The 23,553-nt window shown below is 45.7% G+C and carries 18 protein-coding genes and 1 pseudogene; 12 read left to right on the top strand and 7 right to left on the bottom strand.

Going from position 1 to position 23,553, the window contains the following annotated elements; translation table 11 throughout:
* Positions 1-65: 65 nt before the first annotated feature.
* Positions 66-2,423, top strand: a complete 2,358-nt coding sequence (locus ACED46_RS02120) for a zinc/cadmium/mercury/lead-transporting ATPase (RefSeq protein ID WP_371720825.1) — start codon at positions 66-68, stop codon at positions 2,421-2,423.
* Between the two features lie 282 nt (positions 2,424-2,705).
* Positions 2,706-3,464 carry a uridine phosphorylase gene (gene udp, locus ACED46_RS02115; protein ID WP_017065292.1) on the top strand — a complete coding sequence of 253 codons (759 nt, stop codon included), beginning with the start codon at positions 2,706-2,708 and terminating at the stop codon, positions 3,462-3,464.
* A 213-nt stretch (positions 3,465-3,677) separates the two neighbouring features.
* Here udp and ACED46_RS02110 read toward each other — a convergent pair whose 3' ends face one another.
* Entirely contained in the window at positions 3,678-4,844 is a 1,167-nt protein-coding gene (locus tag ACED46_RS02110) for a DUF1887 family protein (RefSeq protein ID WP_017065293.1), read from the bottom strand.
* A 197-nt stretch (positions 4,845-5,041) separates the two neighbouring features.
* Positions 5,042-7,033, bottom strand: coding sequence for a methyl-accepting chemotaxis protein (locus ACED46_RS02105; protein ID WP_229648073.1), 1,992 nt, complete (start codon positions 7,031-7,033; stop codon positions 5,042-5,044).
* Positions 7,034-7,310: 277 nt separating this feature from the next.
* Here ACED46_RS02105 and hinT point away from each other — a divergent pair, with 277 nt between their 5' ends.
* The 7 genes and pseudogenes from hinT to ACED46_RS02070 all read left to right on the top strand — a co-directional run bounded on the left by hinT (position 7,311) and on the right by ACED46_RS02070 (position 13,804).
* A complete protein-coding gene (hinT, locus tag ACED46_RS02100; RefSeq protein ID WP_017065295.1) occupies positions 7,311-7,661 on the top strand; it encodes a purine nucleoside phosphoramidase in 351 nt (116 codons plus the stop codon).
* Between the two features lie 277 nt (positions 7,662-7,938).
* On the top strand, positions 7,939-9,330 hold the full coding sequence (locus ACED46_RS02095) for a COG3014 family protein (protein ID WP_371720824.1): 1,392 nt from the start codon (positions 7,939-7,941) through the stop codon (positions 9,328-9,330).
* Complete coding sequence (locus tag ACED46_RS02090; RefSeq protein WP_017060222.1) at positions 9,330-9,713, top strand: YcfL family protein; 384 nt, start codon at positions 9,330-9,332, stop codon at positions 9,711-9,713. The genes ACED46_RS02095 and ACED46_RS02090 overlap by 1 nt, the downstream gene beginning before the upstream one ends.
* Positions 9,714-9,799: 86 nt before the next feature.
* A complete protein-coding gene (gene lpoB / locus ACED46_RS02085; RefSeq protein ID WP_017060223.1) occupies positions 9,800-10,390 on the top strand; it encodes a penicillin-binding protein activator LpoB in 591 nt (196 codons plus the stop codon).
* Positions 10,391-10,596: 206 nt separating this feature from the next.
* Positions 10,597-11,451: a phosphotransferase gene (locus ACED46_RS02080; protein WP_371720823.1), complete on the top strand. Its 855-nt coding sequence runs from the start codon at positions 10,597-10,599 to the stop codon at positions 11,449-11,451.
* A gap of 108 nt (positions 11,452-11,559) precedes the next feature.
* Positions 11,560-12,099 (top strand): alpha/beta hydrolase YcfP, encoded by a 540-nt coding sequence (ycfP, locus tag ACED46_RS02075; protein ID WP_009847155.1) that lies wholly within the window; start codon positions 11,560-11,562, stop codon positions 12,097-12,099.
* A 492-nt stretch (positions 12,100-12,591) separates the two neighbouring features.
* Positions 12,592-13,804 (top strand): annotated as a pseudogene (locus ACED46_RS02070) (NAD(P)/FAD-dependent oxidoreductase).
* Positions 13,805-13,915: 111 nt separating this feature from the next.
* On the opposite strand, the gene ACED46_RS02065 reads toward ACED46_RS02070, so the two are convergent.
* The 4 genes from ACED46_RS02065 to ACED46_RS02050 all read right to left on the bottom strand — a co-directional run bounded on the left by ACED46_RS02065 (position 13,916) and on the right by ACED46_RS02050 (position 19,467).
* Positions 13,916-14,461, bottom strand: a complete 546-nt coding sequence (locus ACED46_RS02065) for a GNAT family N-acetyltransferase (RefSeq protein WP_017060225.1) — start codon at positions 14,459-14,461, stop codon at positions 13,916-13,918.
* A 137-nt stretch (positions 14,462-14,598) separates the two neighbouring features.
* Positions 14,599-15,366: a peptidoglycan binding protein CsiV gene (locus tag ACED46_RS02060; protein ID WP_371720822.1), complete on the bottom strand. Its 768-nt coding sequence runs from the start codon at positions 15,364-15,366 to the stop codon at positions 14,599-14,601.
* A gap of 63 nt (positions 15,367-15,429) precedes the next feature.
* On the bottom strand, positions 15,430-18,891 hold the full coding sequence (mfd, locus tag ACED46_RS02055; protein WP_371720821.1) for a transcription-repair coupling factor: 3,462 nt from the start codon (positions 18,889-18,891) through the stop codon (positions 15,430-15,432).
* 6 nt (positions 18,892-18,897) lie between these two features.
* A complete protein-coding gene (locus tag ACED46_RS02050) occupies positions 18,898-19,467 on the bottom strand; it encodes a hypothetical protein (protein ID WP_017065300.1) in 570 nt (189 codons plus the stop codon).
* A gap of 227 nt (positions 19,468-19,694) precedes the next feature.
* On the opposite strand from ACED46_RS02050, the gene lolC reads away from it, so the two are divergent.
* The 3 genes from lolC to lolE are packed head-to-tail and all read left to right on the top strand — an operon-like array spanning position 19,695 to position 22,833.
* Positions 19,695-20,903, top strand: coding sequence for a lipoprotein-releasing ABC transporter permease subunit LolC (gene lolC / locus ACED46_RS02045; RefSeq protein WP_371720820.1), 1,209 nt, complete (start codon positions 19,695-19,697; stop codon positions 20,901-20,903).
* Entirely contained in the window at positions 20,896-21,588 is a 693-nt protein-coding gene (lolD, locus tag ACED46_RS02040) for a lipoprotein-releasing ABC transporter ATP-binding protein LolD (protein WP_017060230.1), read from the top strand. Before lolC ends, lolD begins: the two co-directional genes overlap by 8 nt.
* On the top strand, positions 21,589-22,833 hold the full coding sequence (gene lolE, locus ACED46_RS02035) for a lipoprotein-releasing ABC transporter permease subunit LolE (protein WP_371720819.1): 1,245 nt from the start codon (positions 21,589-21,591) through the stop codon (positions 22,831-22,833).
* Between the two features lie 205 nt (positions 22,834-23,038).
* Here the strand turns inward: lolE and ACED46_RS02030 are convergent, their stop codons facing one another.
* On the bottom strand, positions 23,039-23,551 hold the full coding sequence (locus ACED46_RS02030; protein WP_017060232.1) for a DUF2062 domain-containing protein: 513 nt from the start codon (positions 23,549-23,551) through the stop codon (positions 23,039-23,041).
* Positions 23,552-23,553: the final 2 nt, after the last annotated feature.

Here is a 23,553-nt window from a genome sequence, read left to right as displayed (position 1 = left end):
TTAAGGTTCTGTTGCTCGTAAGTTAGCAACAACCTCAAGGCTTTTGAGTATTAAGGAGATACATTATGTGCGCAAAACATGCAGCGTGCCGCTCAGCAAAAGTGGACGTTCAACCTCAAGCGGCAGGAGCAAGTTGCTCTAGCCCTAAAATTTCAAGCATCACAGCAGCAGGCACTTCATCTGGTTGTTGTAGCTCTTCTGCTGCTCCGTCATCGTCTGGAGATGATTGTTGTAGCTCGTCGGACAGTGGAGAAGAAGACAGTCAGTCCTCAACTTTATCTCTCGATGCCAAATTTTCGAAAAGTTGGCTGGTTGCCGGAATGGACTGCCCAGCTTGTGCAAGAAAAATAGAAAACGCGATCAGCAATATTGACGGTGTTATTCAAGCGAAGGTTCTCTTTGCTACCGAAAAGCTGGTTGTGAAATTCGATAATGAAAGCCTTGCTGACACCATTGAACAGGTCTCTATCAAAACGGGTTTCCCTCTTACGGAAGTCGGTTCAAAGAAAGAAAAACAACAACCTGAGACTTTTTGGCAAGCTTATATCCAACCTAATTTACAGATTATCGCGATTGCAGCGGCAATGCTGTTTGCGGCGCTTGTAAAAATCACCTCACCTCAATTAAGTGAAGGCTTGTTTACGGTAACTTGTCTGCTTGGTTTATATCCGGTGGCGAAGAAAGCGGTTCAGCTGGCGCGTTCAGGTACACCGTTTGCTATTGAAACCTTAATGAGTGTTGCCGCGCTGGGTGCTTTGTACCTTGGCGAAACTGCGGAAGCAGCGATGGTTCTATTGTTGTTCTTGATTGGTGAGCGCTTAGAAGCGTTTGCTTCATCAAGAGCAAGAAGTGGCGTTCAAGCGCTAATGGCATTGGTACCAGAAAACTCGACTAAGATCATCAACGGCGAGCGTGTAGAAGTAGCAGTCAGTGAACTGGTTCCAGGTGATGTGATTGAAGTGGCCGCGGGCTCTCGTTTACCTGCTGACGGCCAATTGATTACAGACGCGGCAAGCTTTGATGAAAGTGCGTTAACCGGTGAATCTGTTCCTGTTGAACACATCGAAGGCAATAGCATCATGGCTGGCGCTGTGGTGGTCGATAAAGTGGTTCGTATCACCATCACTTCAAAACAGGGTGAGAACGCGATCGATCGCATTCTTCATCTGATTGAAGAAGCAGAGTCTCGTAAAGCACCACTAGAGCGATTCCTCGATAAGTTCAGCCGTTGGTACACACCGTTAATGATGGTAGTGGCTCTGTTGGTCATCATCACACCACCATTGTTGTTTGCGCAGCCATGGGAAACATGGGTTTACCGTGGCCTAGCGCTATTGTTGATTGCTTGTCCGTGTGCCTTGGTTATCTCGACTCCTGCAGCGATTACCTCTGGCTTAGCAGCAGCAGCGAAACGTGGCGCGCTCATTAAAGGCGGCGCAGCGCTAGAGCAGCTTGGTAAAATCCAAACCATCGCCTTCGATAAGACAGGCACACTGACCGAAGGTAAGCCTCAGGTTACGGATATTCAACCTCTATCGGGGTGGCAACAAGACGCGATGCTGCGTGTGGTTGGGGCGATTGAAGTTGGCTCTACTCACCCGTTGGCGCAGTCACTTGTCGCTAAAGTAAAAGACCTGAATATTGAGATTCCTGAATCACACAACAAGAAAGCGTTGATTGGTAGTGGTGTTGAAGGGGATGTTGATGGTGTTAAGTATCAGGTTCTGTCACCGTCTAAAGTCACGTTCGAACTTGGTGCCGATGTGGTTTCTCAGGTAGAAGCATTAGAAGGTGAGGGCAAGACGGTTGTGGTTGCTCTTGAGGTTAAAGATCAAGAAGAATCAACAGAGCAAGCTACGACGGTGATTGGTCTGATTGCTTGGCAAGATACGTTACGCAGTGACGCTAAGCTTGCGATTGAACGACTTAATGAATTAGGTATTCAATCTATCATGTTGACCGGCGATAATCCGCGCAGTGCAGCAGCGATCAGTAGCAAGATTGGTATGCAGTACAAGGCAAGCCTATTGCCAAGCGACAAGGTATCTTACGTTGAGGAGTTATCTCAACAGTCGCACGTGGCGATGGTCGGTGATGGCATTAATGATGCACCAGCAATGAAAACGGCGAATGTCGGCATCGCAATGGGTGGTGGTACGGATGTCGCTTTGGAAACGGCGGATTCAGCACTGACTCATAACCGTTTAACTGAGCTGCCAGCGATGATTGAACTGTCGCAAGCGACCATGAACAACATCCGTCAAAACGTAGCCCTTGCGCTTGGTTTGAAGGTCGTATTCTTGGTGACAAGCTTGTTAGGTATTACCGGTTTGTGGGTGGCAGTTTTAGCGGATAGTGGTGCAACTGCATTGGTGACATTGAACGCATTGCGTCTGCTTCGATTTAAATCTAAAGCGGACTAAATCGAGCTCACCGACATAGAGCATTCTTAATATAAAAGCGCCTTTAGCGGTAATACGTTAAAGGCGCTTTTTGTCTCATTAGTATGCAACATAGACGTGCGGATTGCTTATTTTTGTGATGCCAATCGGTTTTTTGTGAAACTTGAATTATTGTTGCGATCATTCATGTGACATGTGTCACTTCATTTTGTAATGAGCTTGGTTAGAGTGTATTCGTACCCCACGAATTTACTATGAGCTTAAATAAGGGTAAAAAGCCCAATAAGCCAAAAGGAGCGAACTATGTCTCAAGCTGTTTTCCACTTAGGTGTTACTGAAGCAGATCTTAACGGTGCTACTCTTGCGATCATCCCTGGTGATCCTGCTCGTGTGCAAAAAATTGCAGAAGAGATGGAGAACCCAGTATTCCTTGCTAGTCACCGTGAATACACGCTTTACCGCGCAGAGCTAGACGGCAAACCAGTTGTTGTATGTTCAACAGGTATTGGTGGTCCATCGACTTCTATCGCAGTTGAAGAGCTTGCTCAACTTGGTGTTCGCACTTTCCTACGTGTTGGTACGACTGGTGCTATCCAACCTCACGTAAACGTGGGTGACATGATTGTTTCTACAGGTTCTGTTCGTCTAGACGGCGCTAGCCTACACTTTGCTCCTATGGAGTTCCCAGCAGTGGCTGACTTTGAAGTTGCAACAGCAATGAAAGCGGCAGTTGATGAATCAGGTGCAACAGTTCACATGGGCGTAACGGCATCAAGCGATACGTTCTACCCAGGTCAAGAGCGTTACGACACGTTCTCTGGTCGCGTTGTTAAGCGCTTCCAAGGCTCTATGCAAGAATGGCAAGACATGGGCGTTCTAAACTTCGAGATGGAATCTGCAACACTGCTAACTATGTGTGCAAGTTCTGGTCTGAAAGCAGGTTGTGTTGCTGGTGTAATCATCAACCGTACTCAAAAAGAGACGCCTGATCACGACACTCTAAAAGTAACAGAAGCACGTTCAATCAAAGTGGTTGTAGAAGCCGCTCGTAAAATGCTTTAAGTCTTAAAGTGCTCTGAGTTTTAGAGAGCATTAAGTCTTCAAGTGACATTAAATTTTGAAAATGGCCGCATCGTATGATGCGGCCATTTTTTTGTGCCGTCTGAAAGTAATCAATAGAGAAAACAGACAACAAAAAAGGCGAGTGATTTAATCGTCATTCGCCTTTTTAACAATCTGCTTAAGAGCATTGAGCTCTCATGAGTTTATTGGTTTTTAGTACTCTAGATCTTCACTGCCACCCGCAGCCGTAAACCATGCCGTTAGGTGTGTTTTAAGATCTTTCAATTCGTCAGGGCCAATCAATGCAAGGCCAAGATCTTCAGCTCGTGTGATGTCGTTATGGCGAAGAGGGCGGAAGCTCACTAACATTGCACGTGCTTGTAGGCCACCTAGCAGGTCTCTAAGCGATTCCAGTTTGTACAAGGTGTCATCACCATCATCACGCATGCCTTTGGTCTTACATTCGATGATGTGCAGCTTATTGTTCACCACAGAGGCAACATCAAGCTCGTTTCGAACCTCACGCTCACCCAGTTGACGGTATACCTGAACATTCAAAGAACGGTCTTGAATGGTCGGCATGTCATCTTGGATTTGTTTAACTGTGCTGTGAACCAAGGTTTCAAGCCATTCACCGTTTGAGAAGCGTCGTGCGTCTTCATTGGCAAAGGTCAAAATACCGTTGTCGTAAGTCGCAATCTTAGCTTCAACCAAATCGCTCAGCAGCATGTTGAGCTCTCGATAGCCTTGTTGCTTCTCAGATAGCCCTACATCAAGTTTTTGTTCTTTACGGCAGGTCGTTGCTAGGTAGTTCAATGTCGCAAGGCCAGGGCCTAGTTCGAGTGCGTTACTAGCCCAACGTTCACCCAGTTCATAAAGTTTCTGATCCAGTTGCGGAGACAGCTGAACATCGCTGAATTCACCGCGAGCACCGAACACAGTCAGGTAGTCGTCGATGGTGATGCGGTCTTGAACTTGTGCATCTTCTTTACCATTTGGGTACAACCAACACAGCTTGTCACTGTTTGGTTCAACCACGAAGATTGGCCAGTGGTAAGTACGGAATACTTCGTACACAGAAAGTAGGCGGTGACGAAGGCCACAACTTGCGTTGAGCTTCACTTCTTGACCGCGTGCTTTGAGGTCTTCGGCAAGGGTTTGGATAGATTCTTTAATGACGGACGTATTTACGATGGTCGGAATTTCGAAAAACTCACTCGTAATGTCGCGCTTATGCAAAACGCTGTCTAAACGTTTGTACATACTGACTTGATTCTTGTCGCCGATAAACACGATGTGGGTGCTGACCGTTCGGTTATCAAGTAATGGGGTGAGCAAGCGAATGGGGTCTTGATCGATAATGCCAACATGAACAGCCATATAAATTCCTTAATAGCGGCTCGCTCATAAAGGTGAAAGAAAAAACGGGAAGCAGCAAGCCTTAATAATCATATAATGACAAAGCTCGTAAAAAACAAGGGCAACCCTTGATAAAAGTTGCCCTAGCTCAATTAGTTACCACTATTGGGTAAGAAGTCTCAACAATCTCACTAAATATCTATCGATTCTTCATTTATCTATAGTTTGAATTGATGTACTAAATCACCTTGCTGATTCGCCAAAATTGTTAGGTTTTGGCTGGCTTCTGCAATTGAAGACATCGCTTGGTAACTCTTATCTGCGATATGGTTGATGTCTTCGATGTTGCGTGCAATATCACCAGACGTTTCACTCTGCTCAGCGGCTGCTTGAGAGATGTGTGTACTCATGTGGCTGATCTCTAGAATCAAGGCTTGGATCTCTTCCATCGCACTGTTTGCACTTGAAGCTTGTTGAACCGACATGTCCATATCGCTCATACAGCTTTCAATAACGTTGCTTGCTGTTTTCGAGCTTGATTGCAGGTTACTGATCATGGTCTCGATTTCAGAGGTCGATTGAGTGGTCTTTTGCGCTAGCACTCGTACTTCATCGGCAACGACTGCAAACCCACGGCCTTGTTCACCAGCACGCGCTGCTTCGATTGCCGCGTTAAGTGCAAGTAGGTTGGTTTGTTCTGCAATACCACGAATAACGTCAAGGATTGAACCAATCTGGCTACTCATCTGTTGCAGTTCGCCTACAGCGCCCACTGATTCAGTAAGGCGAACCTCAAGCTGATTAATGGTGCTGATGTTGGTGTTCATGATCTGACGACCAGATTCAGAAGCCGATTCTACTTGTTGAACCATGCTTAGTGAGCTTTGCGCGCTGTTCGCTACTTCTTGTACAGAATGAGACATCTCTGTCATTGCGGTCGCAACGGTAGCGGTTTGCTCACGTTGGCTGTTCAGTTGAGCCTGTGTTTCTGTAGAGGTTTTTTGGTTGACGCTTGCTGTCTTGGTTAGGTCATCTGAAGCGTCATTCAGCTTCACAAGGATGTTGTGTAGGTTGTCCGCCAAGGTATTGATGTGACGGCTCACACGGCTGAACTCGTTGTCGTAGCGAATATCGATACGCTGAGTCATATCACCTTCGGTTAGACCTTCTAATGTACCTAGGATGCGAGTTAATGGCTCTCTTACGCTATGTGCAATGTGGTAACCAATTGCAGCTGCGAACACGGTCACAACAATGCCAATGGCAATCGCGTTGAATAGGCCTTTGTCGTAGATGCTGCTTGCGTCTGCTAGTGATGAGTTGAGTTGCTCTTCAGCAGTCACGTTGAACGAGTCCAAAACAGCCATTGCTTGGTCAACTTCTACGGCTAGGTTGGCGATGTTCACGTACAGCGCTTGCTTGGCTTGTAGGTAGTTGTTGTGTTTGTCTAGTACGCCACCTTTCTGACCAACGTCTTTGGTGAACTTCTGAACTGACTCATCGAAGACATTCTTAAGTGCTGGTAGTTGTGTTGATAGGCCGCGATAAGCGTAGTTAAGATGAGTAACGGCCTTTTTGTTTTGGTTAACGGCTTTCTGAACGAAGGCAACATCAGAGCTCGCAAGTGCATCAGAGGTGATGACTTCTGCATCTTGCAGTTTAATGAAGTAGCTCTTTGCCATCACTTTTACAGAGATGCTTTTTTGGTCGGCGACGTACTCTTTCATGCCAACGGTTAATTCTGAATGTAAACGTTGGAAGTCACGAGAGGCTTTTTGCACTTGTTCTTGCGCTTCGAACATCGCAACGTAGTTGTTCATCGCTTCGTCAGCTTCGGCGAAGTAGCGTTCTTCCATTGCTCTTAATTGCGCGATACGTTCAATAAGTGAAGCATTGTTTTGGCTTGCCGCTTCTAAACTACCGAGAACTTCTGAAAACGAGTTTTGTGATGCAGCAAATTCTGTACGCATTGCAGACATGCGTTCAGCGTTTTGTGTGGTTAAGAAATCTTTGAATGACTTATCAGCAGAAAGCAATTGAACACTTGTTTGATTTGAAAGCGCAACAAGTGGCAATGAGGTTTCTGAGACACTCTCAAAATTGCTGTGTATCTGATTCATGCTGTTCATCATGATGGTTATCGTGACTGCGAACATGATGATGATCAGTGCGAAACCAGCGTACATACGCTTGATCACAGATCCCTTCATGGCTTTCTCCCTAAATAAAAATGCAGACCTAATGTCAGGTCAAAGTAAAACTAACAAAATTGTCAGCATTCTATTGAGCTCGGCTTACGCGTTTTATGACGCATACGTCAAAAATAACGCTCAGTTATAACCAACATGCCATTCTTGAGAGCTAAGGCTCGTTTTCTTTGATTTGAACGGTGTTTTTTATTATGCTTTAAAGCAGATTTATTGTGGTTTGATGCGGCATAGCGCATACTCAAAGCATTAAAAAATAAATGTTTTATCGGAGAGAAACATGGCTGAAGAAACCATTTTTACTAAGATCATCAACAAAGAAATCCCAGCAGATCTACTATACCAAGACGATTTAGTAACCGCATTCCGCGATATTAACCCTCGTGCGCCAAGCCATATCCTAATCATCCCAAACAAGCTGATTCCGACAACCAACGATGTTGAAGTCGAAGATGAAGCGATGATGGGGCGCATGTTTACTGTTGCTCGTAAGTTAGCAAAAGAAGAAGGCATCGCAGAAGATGGCTATCGTCTTATCGTGAACTGTAACTCTCACGGTGGCCAAGAGGTTTATCATATTCACATGCACTTGGTTGGTGGTCGTCCACTTGGCCCCCTATTAATGAGCTAATGAAAAGCTAACGAGTTAATGAAAGCTAATGAGCTAGTTTAAACGCGCTCATTAGTGGGTTAACACAAGTAGTTAGTTGGAAAATTTGTAGTTTGTATGCCAACTTTAAGTTCTATCTGTTGTCTGAATGTCGGCATCGCTTAGGCAGAGGCTATATCAGTAGGATTTCAACTGGCTTGAGATCCTTTTTACAACACGTTTCGTTTTGATAATGAGACCATTAAAGGTCAGCAGACCCTAATAAAGTAGGCATTTTAAACATGCACGGAGACGATAAGTGAAGCAACAGTTTAGATTCGCTTCCATTGCCCTGTTATCGGCGTTGACCGTAGGTTGTGCGAGTATGTCTGCAGGAAGCCTGTTCAGCCATTACAGCGCACAGAACAAAGCGATCTACCAAGCCGTTAAATCTGGAGATTATTCAGAGGCTCAGCAAGAGCTACCAGATTACGCGGCAGGCGACATCCTTGATAACTTTGAAAGAGGCAGAATTAATCTGCTGGATCAAAAATACCCTGAGAGTAAGGCTTCGTTTGAAGTGGCTGATCAGGCGGTTACTGAGCAGCAACGCAAAGCCGTGATCTCAATCTCAGACAGTGCAACCAGTGTGGGTGCGTTGGCTGTGAATGACAATATTACCGAGTATGTGCCAGCCGATTATGAGTTGGGCTTTCTTCATCTATATCTCGGTTTAAATTACCTTAAGAAAAACGACTTAGAAGGTGCGGTGATCGAAATGCGTCGCGCCAACCAAGTTCAAGAACAAGCGAAGAAGCAACGCGAAGCAGAATTAGACAAAGCAGCCAGCGATGCGAAGAAGCAAGGCTTGTCTGCCAATGTGGGTAGCATCCTTGCTAATTACCCTGATGCGGGTAAAAAGCTACAGTCAGTACAGAATGCGTATCTGATGTTCTTGTCTGGTCTGCTTTATGAAGCGTCAAATGACTTAAACAGCGCCTACGTTGACTATCGTCGTGCTTTGGCTGTGATGCCAGAGAACCAAGAAATCATCGATAGAACCATGGCAACAGCCGCTCGTTTAGGGATGCGACAAGATTTAGCGACGTTAGAAAAACGCTATAAGCAATCTTCTAAACTTAGTGCAGGTGAAGGGCGAGTGATTGTTCTTCAAGAGCAGAGCGCTGTACAAGCTATGGACAGTTGGCGACTGGATTTACCTGTTTATGACAGTCGCGATCAGGGGGCAATATACTCTCTTGCGCTGCCATATTACCCAAGTCAAAACGTAGAGCGCTTTTCTGCCTTGCGAATCAGCGGACAGCCGCTACAAGAACATTTGATCACTGATGTAAACGCGATGGCGCAGAACGATCTATCTGAACGTATGACGAGCATTGTTATTCGCCAAGCGCTACGTGTAGTCGCGAAAGATCGCATTCGTAAAGAGGCAACCAAAGGCGATGATGTCGGTAATATTCTGTTCAACGTGTGGAACACACTGACAGAGCAACCAGACACTCGTAGTTGGCAATCATTACCTGCAGAGATTAAGAGCAGCACGTTTGTAGCAAACAGCGGTCAATATACGTTGGAAGCGGGCGCTAAAACGTACGACTTTGATATTCGAGGAGGGCAGACCACCTTGGTGTGGATTTCTCGACAAGGAAACAATGCAACAATGTGGCATAAACAGCTAGGGAGGCTGTAATGAAAAAGTGGTTAGTGAGCTTAGCAGCGGTTATGGCTCTGGCTGGTTGTGCTGATAATACAGCTGGCGTAAGGGTCGATAGTCTGACTCAGAACGTTTTCTTTGGTGACAAGGTATTGGGCAGCCGTTTACAGGTTGAAGATATTCGCACCGATCTGGTCGACGGTCATACGCGAGGAATCGTTCGTTTAAACAGTAACTATAAAGGCGATCAACATATTCTTTATCGTTTTTACTGGTACGACGATGCCGGGCTTGAGGTCAACCTTAAACAAGGTCCTTGGAAGCAAGCGATTGTTCGTGGTTTTGAAAGTATTTCGTTGTCGGAAGTGTCGGTAAACCCGAAAGCGACTCAGTTCAGAGTCCAGTTCCGAGAGCAGTAAGTTAGATTAAACGGGTCTCATGATTCGTAAATACAAGAATTTAAGAGTGTGGGGAACCCCGCTCAGTGATAAGTTGAGGAAACAAAATGAAAAAGAGTGTCATTGCGCTACTAGGTTTAGCGGTTATTTTAGGCGGTTGTTCAAACAAGGTAAGCTACGGTGATGCACAAGCAGTAGAAACCACGACAATCGATTTCGGTTCAACTGACCTTCAAACGATTGCGGGTGAAATGGTCGATAGCATGATGGCGTCTGGTTCTGTGTCTTACATTACTCGTGAACAACGTCCAATCGTGTTTGTAGAGCGAATCAAGAACAAAACAAGTGAGCACATCGATACTGAGTCAATCACTGACACTATCAGTACTAAGATGTTGAACTCTGGTAAGTTCCGTTTCGTTGATATGGACCGTGTAGAGTCTGTTCGTGACCAATTGAACTTCCAAAACAACGATGAGCTTGTAAATCAAAGTTCAGCGATTCAATTCGGTAAAATGGTTGGTGCTCAGTACATGCTGTACGGCAACCTATCAAGCATCGTTAAGAAAGCGGGTAGCGATGAAGACGTATACTACAAAATGACGATGCGTCTAATGGACCTTGAGTCTGGCTTGATTGAATGGGCTGACGAGACTGAAATCCGTAAGCAACAATCTAAGAGCCTACTAGGCCTTTGATTTCGCTTACTTGCCAACTATGCGCAGCCGGATTTGACAATGTCTAGTATTGGCAGCGCTTAATCTTGACAGCGTATAGCTTGGTCACACGCCAATGCAGTGCATGATGTGCTGTTTATGAAGAGACACTGGCTTTTGGTCAGTGTCTTTTTTGTAGGGAAATGAAGACGTTTATAGGGCAGTTAAGACGTTTATAGGGAGTAAATATGGCAATTTTTTCTTGGTCTGAAGCTAAGCTTCTTGATACCAGTTTGAGTTCGCTTGACGGTTACTTTTCTGAGCCTCCAGTTAGAGCGCAGACATTAACAGGCGGTTTGACCAATCGATGTTGGAAGTTGGTGTTAGCCGATGGCACAGCGTATGTTTGGCGGCCAACCACTCCTATCACCAAAGCGTTCTTCATCTCTCGTCATGAAGAGTACCAAGTGCTGTCTACGATTGAACGTCTAGGTATTGGACCAAGTCCAATAGTGGTCAATGAGCAAGGCTTATTGGTTGAATGGATTGCGGGTGAGACGCTTTACGAAGGCTTAGAGCTTGATGATTTGTTGAAGACGCTGATCTCAGTGCATCTGGTTAATACTGCGCGATTACCACTGCAACCATTCAGTTTCACGGCGCGAGTCGACCATTACTGGCTGCAGCTTGATGCGATTCATAAGACCGAAGCCTGCACTAAGATTTATCAAGAGTGGCGCGTGGCTCCGAGTATTACCAATGTTGACCTGTCTTTGTGCCATTTTGACTTAGGTGGTTATAACCTAGTGAGAAACAGTGACGGCATTAAGATTATTGATTGGGAATACGCTGCGCTCGCAGACCCTAGGCTCGATTTAACATTAACCATTGCGGTTGCTGGCGTGCCAGTCACAGAAGCGGTTGAGAAGTATTGTCAGCTGCGAGGTATCCATGATGTTCAGCCTTGGCTCGATGGTGTAGAAGCATGGTTACCAAGAAGCCAGATGATGGCGATGCTATGGTATTTACTTGCTCATCAGCTTTGGGGCGATGAAAGTTATCTGCGTGAAGCAGAGGCTCTGAGTCACACTTTATGTAGCTAGGATCACGTTTAGGAAGTGAAAAATATAATTTCTCAGCTGTTACCTTTAAAACCTGGTTTTTCGTGTTAGATTGATCAAAACGTACCAATATTCAACGGGGGAGGTACAATGATTATCTATCTACATGGCTTCGACTCAACAAGCCCGGGCAATCACGAAAAAATACTGCAGTTGCAATTCATTGATGATGACGTTCGTTTCATCAACTACAGTACTTTGCATCCAAAACACGATATGCAGCATCTGCTAAAAGAAGTGCATAAAGTGATAGAGCAATCCGATGATCCGCATCCCATTATTTGTGGTGTAGGTTTAGGTGGTTTTTGGTCTGAGCGTATTGGTTTCTTATGTGGGATTAAGCAGGTGGTGTTCAACCCTAATCTGCACCCTGAGAACAACATGGTAGGTCGAATTGACCGTCCAGAAGAGTACGAAGATATCGCAACTAAATGTGTTGCTCAGTACCGCATGAAAAACAAAGGACGCTGTTTGGTAGTGTTGTCTCGTGAAGATGAAATCCACGACAATACCAAAACCGCTGCCGCGCTAGAAGATTACTACGACGTAATCTGGGATGAGAAAGAGAGTCATAAATTCAAAAAGATCTCTCAACATCTTCAAGCAATGAAAGCGTTCAAAAACGCTTAATCAATCTGGATGCTTTATAAAAGCAGTGCTCAATGAGTGCTGCTTTTTTACATCTGAACTTTTGCGTTCGTGTTTCATAAAGCGGTTATCGCTGTTTTATCTGTGAGTTTGCGCAAACGTTAACTAATTAGTCGCGAATCCTCATTGAGGGTAAGGATTTTTTTGTTGCGGTCATCTTTTTGCTATATATAATGTTCCCAAGCAAAATATTTTGACAAATATCAAAAAAAATTGAGAGCGAGTGAAAAAACTTGCCCATAATTTGTGTTCTGCCTCTCAGGTAGTCACCTTTTTTATCCATGTGAGCAAAACAACAAACCAATACTTGTTGTTTGTAACCCCTCTAACTACTCGGTGAGCTGTCGTTATTCTTTTTCGCGGTAATCCAATTTGTAACAGCCTTCGCATTCAAGGCCGAGTAGATACATAGAATTTATCGGTTGGAGTAATCGAGCCGAACCCCATTTATTCATTTTGTAGAGGATTGTCATTGTGACAAAAATTATCGTAGTAGGCGGCGGTGCTGGTGGTTTAGAGCTAGCAACTAAGCTAGGCCGCACTTTAGGTCGTAAGAAACGTGCCCAGATTACTCTGGTAGACCGTAAAGCAAGCCACCTATGGAAACCATTACTTCGATTTCCAAATGGGCAGCCTGAACGACATCGATCGTGAGCGTAAAGTGATTGCACTAAGCGAGCTTACAGACGAGCACGGTGAACTGCTGATGCCAAGCCGTGAACTTGAATACGATATTCTAGTGATGGCGCTAGGCTCAACGTCAAACGACTTCAACACTCCAGGCGTTCGTGACAACTGTATTTTCCTTGATAGCCCAGAGCAAGCACACCGTTTCCGTACAGAAATGAACAATCAGTTCTTAAAGCTTCACGCTAAGAACGGTCAAGGCACGGTAGACATCGCGATTGTTGGTGCTGGTGCAACTGGTGTAGAGCTTTCTGCAGAGCTACACAACGCCGTTAAAGAACTTCGTACTTACGGCTTCGGCGACCTAGATTCAAGCAAGCTGAACGTAAACCTAGTTGAAGCGGGTGAGCGTATTCTTCCAGCTCTACCTCCTCGTATTTCAAGTGCAGCACACTCTGAGCTAACCAAGCTTGGTGTGAACGTTCGTACGAATACGATGGTGACTCAGGCGGATTCTGACGGCCTAACAACCAAAGATGGTGACAAGATCCCAGCTCAAATTATGGTATGGGCAGCAGGTATCAAAGCACCAGATTTCATGAAAGATATCGGTGGTCTTGAAACCAACCGTATCAACCAGTTGGTTGTGAAGAACACGCTGCAAACAACACTGGATGACAACATCTTTGCAATCGGTGACTTGGCGCAATGTACACAAGCAGACGGTTCATTCGTTCCGCCACGTGCACAAGCGGCTCACCAAATGGCAAGCTGTGCATTCAGCAACATCATTGCTAAGTTGAACGGTCGTGACCTGAAAGACTACATCTACAAAGACAAAGGCTCGCTAGTTTCACTTAGCCGTTTCTCTACGGTAGGTAGTTTGATGGGTAACCTGACGAAAGGCTCGATGATGGTCGAAGGTCGTATTGCTCGTGTGGTTTACATCTCTTTGTACCGCATGCACCAGATGGCGCTTCACGGCTTAATCAAAACATCACTGATGATGCTGGTTGGTCGTATTAACCGTGTACTTCGTCCAAACCTAAAGCTTCACTAATCAGGTAAGCTTTCTCAGAGCATTACGCTGATAATAAAAAAGAGCTCTTCGGAGCTCTTTTTTGATCGTGTCGATTATGGATTATCGCAGGTGTTGAACTCGTTTCTGCTGTTAAGACGTTGGAGGTAGCACAGAATAAACCACGCCATCTTTCGGCTTACCGTTAAACAGAAATCGATTCTGGGCAATGGTTTCTCGCTCAGCGCCACACTTCTCGATCAACTTTTGGCTGGGTAGGTTCTCGGTATCGCAGACAATCTCCAAACGCGTTAACTTGAGTTGCGCGAAACAAAATTCAAATAGGGCGAACATCGCTTCTTTGGCGATCCCTCTCCTTTGAAAGTCATCACCGACCCAATAACCTAAACTCGCCATATTAAAGGTGTGGTAAAGCTCATTAATGGCAACCATACCGACTAACTTATCGCTTTTTCGTTCAAAGATGCCAAAGCCAAACGCATCGGCTTTCACCCAGTTCAGGCGAGTTGCCAGAATAAATTTCTCGGCCTCGACGATAGAAAACTCTTTATGACACCAGTCGACCCATGGCAGCAAGCTAGGGGAGGACTTAACCAGCTGAGAAAATTCTTGAGCATCTGAGGCCTCAATGATTTTAAGGCTAAGATTTTGTGTGTTGATCTGAAATTCAGGGCTCATAGAGCGTACCAAGTAACGTGTAAGTACTGAGCAAAGAAAGTCAGTACAGAATAAAGATAGATAGCACTTAATAAAACGCCCTCACTAGGAGGGCGGATTGAATTATTTATATAATTATAGCCGAATCGGCAAGTAATTTACTGCGCTACACGTCTAACTTGAATCACCATTCCAAGAAGTGGGTGGTCAAGGTAGTGAGTTTCTGTACTGCGCATACGACGTTTTTGGTCCATGCGGTAGCTCTTAAGGAACTCTTGGACTTCAACCTTCGGAGAAATCTCAGTTAGGTTGCCCACTTGGACGTTGCTTTCTGCGCCACTTACTGGTGAATCTAGCTCGATTTGTTGCTCTTGTAGAGTCACTTCACGAACGCTTGGCGCTTTTAAATCTAATGTCGTTTCAGCGTATAGGTAGTGCTGAACGTAGATTTGCAGCTTGCCGTCTAATTCGTAGAGTGGCTTATCAATGGTCTCTTCTTGGAACCCATCAGCGCTGCCTGCAGTGATTGCGCCTTTTTCAGAGCCATCAGCATTAAATTGTTTAGAGAAATCTTTACCTGCTTGAATGTGGAAAACAGGTGCAGAGCTCTTACCTTGGTCGCCTTGACGCCAAGCGGTATGCATCAGAACTTCAAAGCCAGCGTGTTTACGTAGCTTGTCTTTCTGAGGCGTTAACTTGTATTCCGAGTAAGGTAGCATTTGAACGCCTTTCTTTGCTCGGTATTGGGTATCTTGAAATGAACCAACGCGTTCAAGTGAAATCTTAGGCTGTGTATTTGGCCAAGATTCGTTCACCTTCTCTGCATCAACAGCGCGCTTAAAAATGATCACTTCTATATCAAATTGTCTCTGCGCCAAACTTGGCAGTGAGACGAACAATAGTAGCAGTGGGATCAGTCTTTTCATTTTTACTCCGTCTTCCAGCCGAACTACCGGCTGGATAATTTATATGTGCAAGTGGATTGGGTCTTATGCTGAAGGCAGCAAGTTTTGTCTGAATTCGCCCAATAAATCACTAACAAATTGAATTCGCTTCCGTCTGTCGACCAATGGTATCGTAAACTTGAACTTTGTTGGTCCTTCCATTGAAAACTTTTGCGGTTGAGATTGCAACAGTTTAACAAGGTAGGTAGGGTTTATGTCAGCATCCGGGTAGAATTCTAAGAATCCACCCTTATCGTGGGCTTCAATTTTCTTCGCTTTGATAGACGCTGCGGCTAATTTTAGCTCAGAAACTGATAACAAGTTCTTGGTTGCATCAGGCAGAAGGCCGAAGCGATCAATCAGCTCGACTTTCAACTCTGCCAATTCGTCGGTGTCACTCACACTCGCAATACGTTTGTATGTTGATAAACGCGTGTTGATGTCTGGAATATAGTCGTCTGGCAATAGTGCAGGCAGACGCATCTCAATTTCAGTTTGTTCACGCAATAGATCATCAAGCGAAGGCTCTCGACCTTCTTTCAACGCTTCAACCGCTTGTTCAAGCATCTCCATGTACAAGGTGAAACCAACCGACTGGATTTGACCACTCTGTTCATCACCCAACAGCTCACCCGCACCACGAATCTCTAAATCGTGAGTTGCTAGGGTAAAGCCTGCGCCCAAGTCTTCGAGCGAAGCTATCGCATCCAATCGCTTGATCGCATCTTTGGTCATTGCTTTAGGGTGTGGCGTTAACAAGTAAGCATAAGCTTGGTGGTGCGAACGACCTACACGACCACGTAATTGGTGCAGCTGTGCTAAACCAAGGTTATCGGCTCTGTCCATCAAGATGGTATTTGCCGTTGGTACGTCGATACCGGTTTCAATGATGGTTGTACACACCAGTAAGTTGAAGCGCTGGTGGTAGAAGTCATTCATGATGCGTTCCAGTTCGCGCTCTCGCATCTGGCCATGAGCTACAGTCACGCGCGCCTCTGGAATCAGCTTTTGCAATGACTCTGCTGTTTTCTCAATCGTGTCGACTTGGTTGTGTAGGAAGTAAACCTGGCCACCACGCATGATTTCACGCAGCACCGCTTCTCTGACGATGGCATCATCACTCTCGCGAACGAAGGTTTTAATTGCCAAGCGTCGTGCGGGTGGTGTAGCGATGATCGAAAGGTCACGCATGCCACTCATTGCCATGTTCAGCGTTCGCGGGATCGGTGTCGCAGTAAGCGTTAGAATATCGACATCGGCACGCATCGCTTTCACTTTCTCTTTCTGACGCACACCAAATCGGTGTTCTTCATCGACAACCAGCAAGCCAAGGTCTTTAAACTTAATATCACTCGAAAGTAGCTTGTGAGTACCCACTAAGATATCGACCTTACCGTCGGCGACATCTTGCATGATCAACTTCTGCTCTTTAGCTGATTTGAATCGGGATAGAACCTCAACACGAATCGGCAAGTTGGCGAAACGGTCACGGAAGTTCTCGAAGTGTTGCTGAGCAAGTAGGGTAGTAGGAACTAACACCGCCACTTGTTTACTGTTATCCGTACAAACGAATGCTGCGCGCATTGCGACTTCTGTTTTACCAAAACCAACATCACCACACACTAAGCGGTCCATGGCTTTTGCTTGGCACATGTCAGACATCACCGCATTGATTGCCATCGCTTGGTCATCGGTTTCTTCAAATGGGAAGCCAGATTTGAAGGTTGCGTATTGCCCGCGATCTAAAACAAATTTATAGCCAGGTTTAAGCTCACGCTTGGCGTAAACATCCAGCAGCTCTGCAGCAACGTCACGTACTTTTTCAGCGGCACGCTTACGCGCTTTTTGCCACGCCTCACCACCTAGTTTGTGTAGCGGTGCAGACTCTTCGGCGCCACCAGAGTAACGTCCAATAAGGTTCAAAGACGCAACGGGCACGTACAGCTTGGCATCGTTTTGGTACTCAAGTGTCACGTATTCGGTTTTCATGCCACCGGCTTCGAGTGTCTGCAAGCCGATGTAGCGACCAATACCGTGGTCAATGTGCACTACAGGTTGACCTGGTTTAAGTTCGGCTAAGTGACGAATGACAGTGTCGCTGTTAACACTTTTTTTGTCTTTCTTACGGCGCTGAACAACGCGATCACCCAACAGGTCGCTTTCACAGATAAGGGCGATGTTTTGCTCTTCGTGGATAAAGCCATGTTCCGCTGACCCTAGGATCAGGCTGAACTTATGTTTACCTTTAATCGCCGCATCGAGGTTTTCAACTTCGCTTGGACGAACTTTGATACCTCGAAGTAATTCACTCAGAGCCTCACGACGACCTTCTGACTCAACTGAAAAGACGACTTTGCCTTCGAAGGCTTCAGTGAACTTTCTTAGGTTTGCGAGTGGCTCTTTATTCTGATGCTGAACACTGAGATCAGGAAGAGACACAACCGGAAGGTTGGTACGTCCAGCTTTCTCTTCAATTGAATCTAAGCTCAGATTGACTTGTGGCTTCTGTTTGAAGTGTGCGAACAGCTCGTCTTTCTTCAGCCACAGTTGTTCAGGCGTGAGAAGTGGCCGTAATGGGTCAACACCGCGCTGTTCGTATCGATGAGCAACGTCCGTTAGGAATGAGTCTACTGCAGTCTCGACATCACCTAGAATCAGCAGTTGCGCTTCATCGGCAACGTAATCAAACAAGGTTTCTGTGTGATCGAAGAACAGTGGTTGCCAATACTCAATACCAGCAGGCCATGTGCCTTTAGATACCTGCATATAAACCGATTCTGGTTCGCGGCGGGCATCAAACTGTTGGCGCCAACGAATACGGAAATCTTCAATTGCCGTTTCCGAGGTTGGGAATTCGTGAGCAGGCAGCAGGCGGATCTCAGAGATGTCTTCAATAGAACGTTGGTTTTCAGGATCGAAGGTACGAATGGTATCGATCTCATCATCGAAGAAATCGATACGATACGGGTCTTTGCTGCCCATCGGGAACAGGTCGAGAATCGAACCACGACTTGCGTATTCACCTGGGCCAAACACTTGATCAACGTAGCGATAGCCGGATTTTTCAAGCTGTAGGCGAAGTTTCTCAAGCGAGTAGAGATCGCCCGTTTTCACCATTAACGTGTGTTGTAGCAAAAAGTCTCGCGGTGACTGGCGTTGCAATAACGTGCTGATCGGAACGATCGTGATGCCATCTTTTAATGTTGGCAGTGCGTAAAGGCGTGCGATACGATCTGAGATGATCTCTTGGTGCGGCGAGAAGCTATCGTATGGCAGCGTTTCCCAGTCAGGGAATAATGCGACTTCATGTGCCGTAAACTGTTCAATTTCAGATTGAAGCTTAAGCGCCACTTGTGGGTCGGGTACAGCCAAGACGGTATGGCTGTTGTGTTGCTCTGCGAGTTTGGCAATGGCAAGAGCGAGAGACGAACCGACTAGGTTACCGATGTGCTTTTTGTCACCGGCACCTTTAAGTTTAGGTAGTGTAAATATGGATTTTTTGGTCATGTTAATTTACTTGTTATCTCGGTCTAGAGAGCGTTGACGCAAGAGTTTCTGTTGTTGATAAAGTGCCGCTTTAATTAGCAGGTCTTGGTCGGTATCGCGAAGATGAGCGTATTTAAATTTGATTTCGAAACCTGAGTCTTTCGCCTCGCTAGCAAATACTTCTGCGTAGCAATAAATGGCTGCAGCTGGGTGCTCTAGAAAAAGTTTGGCTTTTACTAAGCGACCCGGTTCGATGTCTGCTTTTGAAAAGCAGGAAAACTGACTCGCACCAAATGAATAGGTGTGAGTGCGAAATTTCTCATCATCTTGCTGCGATAACATAAAGCTCAACAAGAGGTTTAATTTTGAGTTTTGTGCATCCAATAAACTGGTGACATTCTTCAAGTCGCTGTTTTTCAGTTCCGCTCGAGCGCTGTCAGCTAACAGATCCAATTGGCTAAATTCACTTGCCACCACAAATGGTGCTGGGATCTCAGATTCGAATTGAATTTGAGAGGGTAAAGTGAAGCCGCTGTCCATTGGTTCAATATTAGCGGTAAGGCTATGGTGAACGGTGAAAAACTCTTGTTCTGTCATGCGTTAGTTCCTTGAAGTGATCTATTGATTATCGCTATGTGGCCGCAGTAATCAAGGTCAGTTAATTGAAAGTCTCAAATAGTTGTTTGAAATTTGGCAATTTGACAAGGTTCTGTTTTTCAAGCCTAACTAATTGAGTTAATTCACTCTATATTTTCAATTAACCCCTACACAGTAACAGCAATACCCGTTACATTAACCCGCATCCCCTTTAGATGGTTCAAAGTATGTTTCATCCTATTTCGTTGTTTGTTGGCCTACGCTATTTGAAAGGCCGTTCAGGTGATCGCTTTAGCCGTTTTGTTTCTTATATGTCGACGGCAGGTATCACCATTGGTGTGCTGTCTTTGGTTACTGTTTTATCGGTAATGAATGGATTCGAAGCGCAGTTAAAAGACCGAATTCTTGGAGTTCTTCCTCAAGCGGTGGTTTATGAGCAAGGTGGCACCACTTCTCTTTTTGCCCAAGTGCCTAATTTTGCAGAGCAAATCTCGCTTAATGGTCACGTTGAACCGATTGTCCGCAGTGAGGCGGTGATTCAGAGTCCGGCTCAGTTATCTGCGGGGCTATTAATCGGTATTGAACCTAATTCAGATGACCCTCTTCAAAACCACTTGATTGCGGGCAGATTGTCTTCACTTAAAGCGGGCCAGTATCAGCTATTTCTTGGTCACACCTTGGCGAGAAATTTGAAGGTATCTATGGGTGACAAAGTTCGTCTAATGGTGACCAGCGCGAGCCAGTACACCCCATTAGGTCGTATTCCAAGCCAACGAAATTTCACCGTTGCCGGTATTTTCAATACAGGTTCTGATATCGACGCTCAACTGATGGTGACAGACATCCAAGACGCTGGGCGTTTGATGCGTTATAAGTCAGACACCATTTCAGGTTGGCGACTGTTTTTTGAAGACCCATTTGAAGTCGCGGAACTATCGAACCAACCCTTACCTGATGGATGGTTGTGGAGCGATTGGCGTGACCAACGTGGCGAGCTGTTCCAAGCGGTTCGTATGGAGAAAAACATGATGGGCCTAATGCTTGGTCTGATCATCGGGGTTGCTGCATTTAATATTATCTCTGCGCTGATTATGGTGGTGATGGAGAAACAATCTGAGGTCGCGATACTTAAAACTCAGGGCATGACTGACGGCCAAGTGATGGGCATCTTTATGGTTCAGGGCGCGAGTAGTGGCGTGATTGGCGCACTATCCGGCGGCGCACTAGGTGTTGTTCTGGCAATGAACCTTAACCCGATTTTAGAAGCGATGGGTGTTGCTCTATTCTCGTTTGGTGGTCAGTTACCTATTTTGATTAACCCAATTCAAATCGCTGTTGTTGTGGTTCTGGCTATTGCACTTAGCCTGATTGCCACTGTATTCCCTTCTTATCGTGCATCGTCTGTGAAACCTGCTGAGGCCCTTCGTTATGAGTAATTTTCTTCAATGTAATGATATCCGTAAAACGTACCGTGAAGGCTCGTTAGATACTGAGGTGCTCAAGGGAGTCAGCTTTGACATCGAAAAGGGTGAGCTAGTAGCAATCATCGGTACCTCTGGCTCGGGCAAAAGTACCTTACTGCATATCTTAGGCGCATTAGACGATGCTTCTGCGGGCAGTGTGAGTTTTCTTGGTCAAGATTTAGCATCTTTGAGTTCGAATAAGCAGGCGAAGCTTCGCAACCAGCATCTTGGCTTTGTGTATCAGTTCCATCATCTTCTATCTGACTTTTCAGCTTTAGAAAACGTGGCGATGCCGTTATTGATTGGCGGCGAAAAGCCCGCTAAAGCAAAGCAAGAAGCACAACGTTTGTTGGACAAAGTTGGATTGAGTCACCGCGTGGACCACCGACCTTCAGAGCTTTCTGGTGGCGAGAGGCAACGTGTGGCGATTGCTCGAGCTTTAGTGAATAAACCTGCTTTGGTGTTGGCGGATGAGCCTACCGGCAACCTTGATCACAACACCGCACTTTCTATTTACGACTTAATGCGTGAACTAAACCGCGAGTACGACACGGCCTTTTTGGTAGTAACTCATGATGGTGAACTTGCCGGTAAGATGGATCGCCAGCTTCACATGCAAGATGGTTTATTGGTCAACGTAGAAAAAGAGGAGAGCTAAGTGTTTTCCTCTTTATCTCTATTGATAGGCGGCCGATTTAGCCGTGCGAAACAACGAGACAAGATGGTGTCGTTCATCTCATTGTCTTCGACCATTGGTATTGCGGTTGGTGTCGCGGTGATCATTATCGGCTTATCTGCGATGAATGGCTTTGAGCGAGAGCTTCAATCACGAGTACTTTCTGTCATTCCTCATGGTGAATTTGAAGGCGTGAATGAGCCTGTGACTCGTTGGGAGCTCGTGATTGAGGAGTCGGTTAAGCACGATAAAGTCGTTGCTGCTGCGCCTTATGTAAAAATTACAGCGCTTGCTGAAAAGGGCAAAGAACTCAAAGCAATTGAAGTTCGCGGCGTTGACCCACAACTTGAGCAACAAGTATCGAGCCTGTCGAGTTTTATCGATAAGCAAGCTTGGAGTGAGTTTAAAGCAGGGCAACAACAAATCATCTTAGGTTCTGGTGTAGCGAATGTGCTGGGTGCGAAAGTCGGTGATTATCTGACTTTGATGATTCCAGCGGTAAACGGTTCTGTGAAGGTTCAGGCGCCAAAGCGTGTTCGAGTGAAAGTGGTTGGCTTGCTGACGCTTAATGGCCAGATTGACCACAGCTTGGCTCTGATTCCGATTGGTGATGCTCAGGTCTACGCCAACTTAGGTGAGGCGGTAACTGGAGTCTCTTTAAAAGTGACCGATGTGCTGAACGCGAACTCTATTGTGCGTGAAGTGGGCAATCAGCTTGATGTGTATGTGTATCTACGAAGCTGGCAGCAGAAGTTTGGTTTCTTGTATCGAGATATCCAACTCGTTCGTACCATCATGTATCTGGTGATGGTACTGGTTATTGGTGTGGCTTGTTTCAATATTGTCTCGACGCTAATGATGGCAGTAAAAGACAGAGCATCAGAGATCGCGATTTTAAGAACCATGGGTGCATCAGACGGCCTTGTGAAGCGCATCTTTGTTTGGCAGGGCGTATTCTCAGGCGTGTTAGGCAGTTTAGTGGGCAGTGCAATAGGTGTGCTAGTCGCTCTTAATCTCACGACACTAATCAAAGGACTTGAAAAGTTGGTCGATCACCAGTTCTTGTCCGGTGATATCTATTTTGTCGACTTCTTGCCATCACAACTTGATATGACGGATGTTGTTGTGGTTTCCGGCACTGCGATTGTGCTGAGTTTACTGGCGACATGGTACCCAGCATCACGCGCGGCGAAGTTGAATCCAGCCTCAGTGCTGAGTTCTAAATAGCATTCGCCTAAATAACAGGCCGTCAGTTTTCAGTCGATACAAAAAAGGATCCCAGTGGGATCCTTTTTTATTGAATTCAATTCGTGTTCTTTACGACTTTCGTTACATGCCAATCTTGCAGAGGTAAGTAGCTCATCCGATTTTAACTTGTGTACGTTTTAAGTGAAGCGCATACAAGGTTAGATTGAATAACAAGAAATGGCGTTCAGTGCCTTGCTTGTCGCTTCTTCCAACTTCTTACTACTGAGTAGCGCCATAAACCGCGAATACCAAAGTAGCCAATCATTGCTGAAACCACGCCACAAATCAGACAACCCAATAAGAACGGAGGCCCTATAGTGCTCATTTGCGCCAAGATGAAGTCCCAAGACAATTCGAAATGGAAGGCTTGAGGTGGCACATGCATAACAAACGCCCCGACTTTATAAGCAAAGTAGAAGAGAACAGGCATGGTAACCGGGTTACTGATCCAAACAAGTGCGACAGCTAAAGGCAGGTTAACGCCACATGCGACAGCAAGGCCTGCAGACATAATCATTTGACTTGGTAGAGGGACAAACGCCATGAATAACCCAACAGCAAACGCGCCAGCCGCAGAGCGACGATTAAGGCACCATAAGTTGGGGTTGTACAAAACATTGCCAAAAACTTTCAATGCTTTCTGACGCTTGATTAGATCATGGTCAGGCATAAATCGTTTGATAAACTTTCTTGGCATAG

Origin of the sequence: Vibrio sp. 1S139, from assembly GCF_041439475.1 — a bacterium.
Lineage (GTDB): Bacteria > Pseudomonadota > Gammaproteobacteria > Enterobacterales > Vibrionaceae > Vibrio > Vibrio crassostreae_C.
This window is presented reverse-complemented; position numbering and strand designations above follow the sequence as displayed.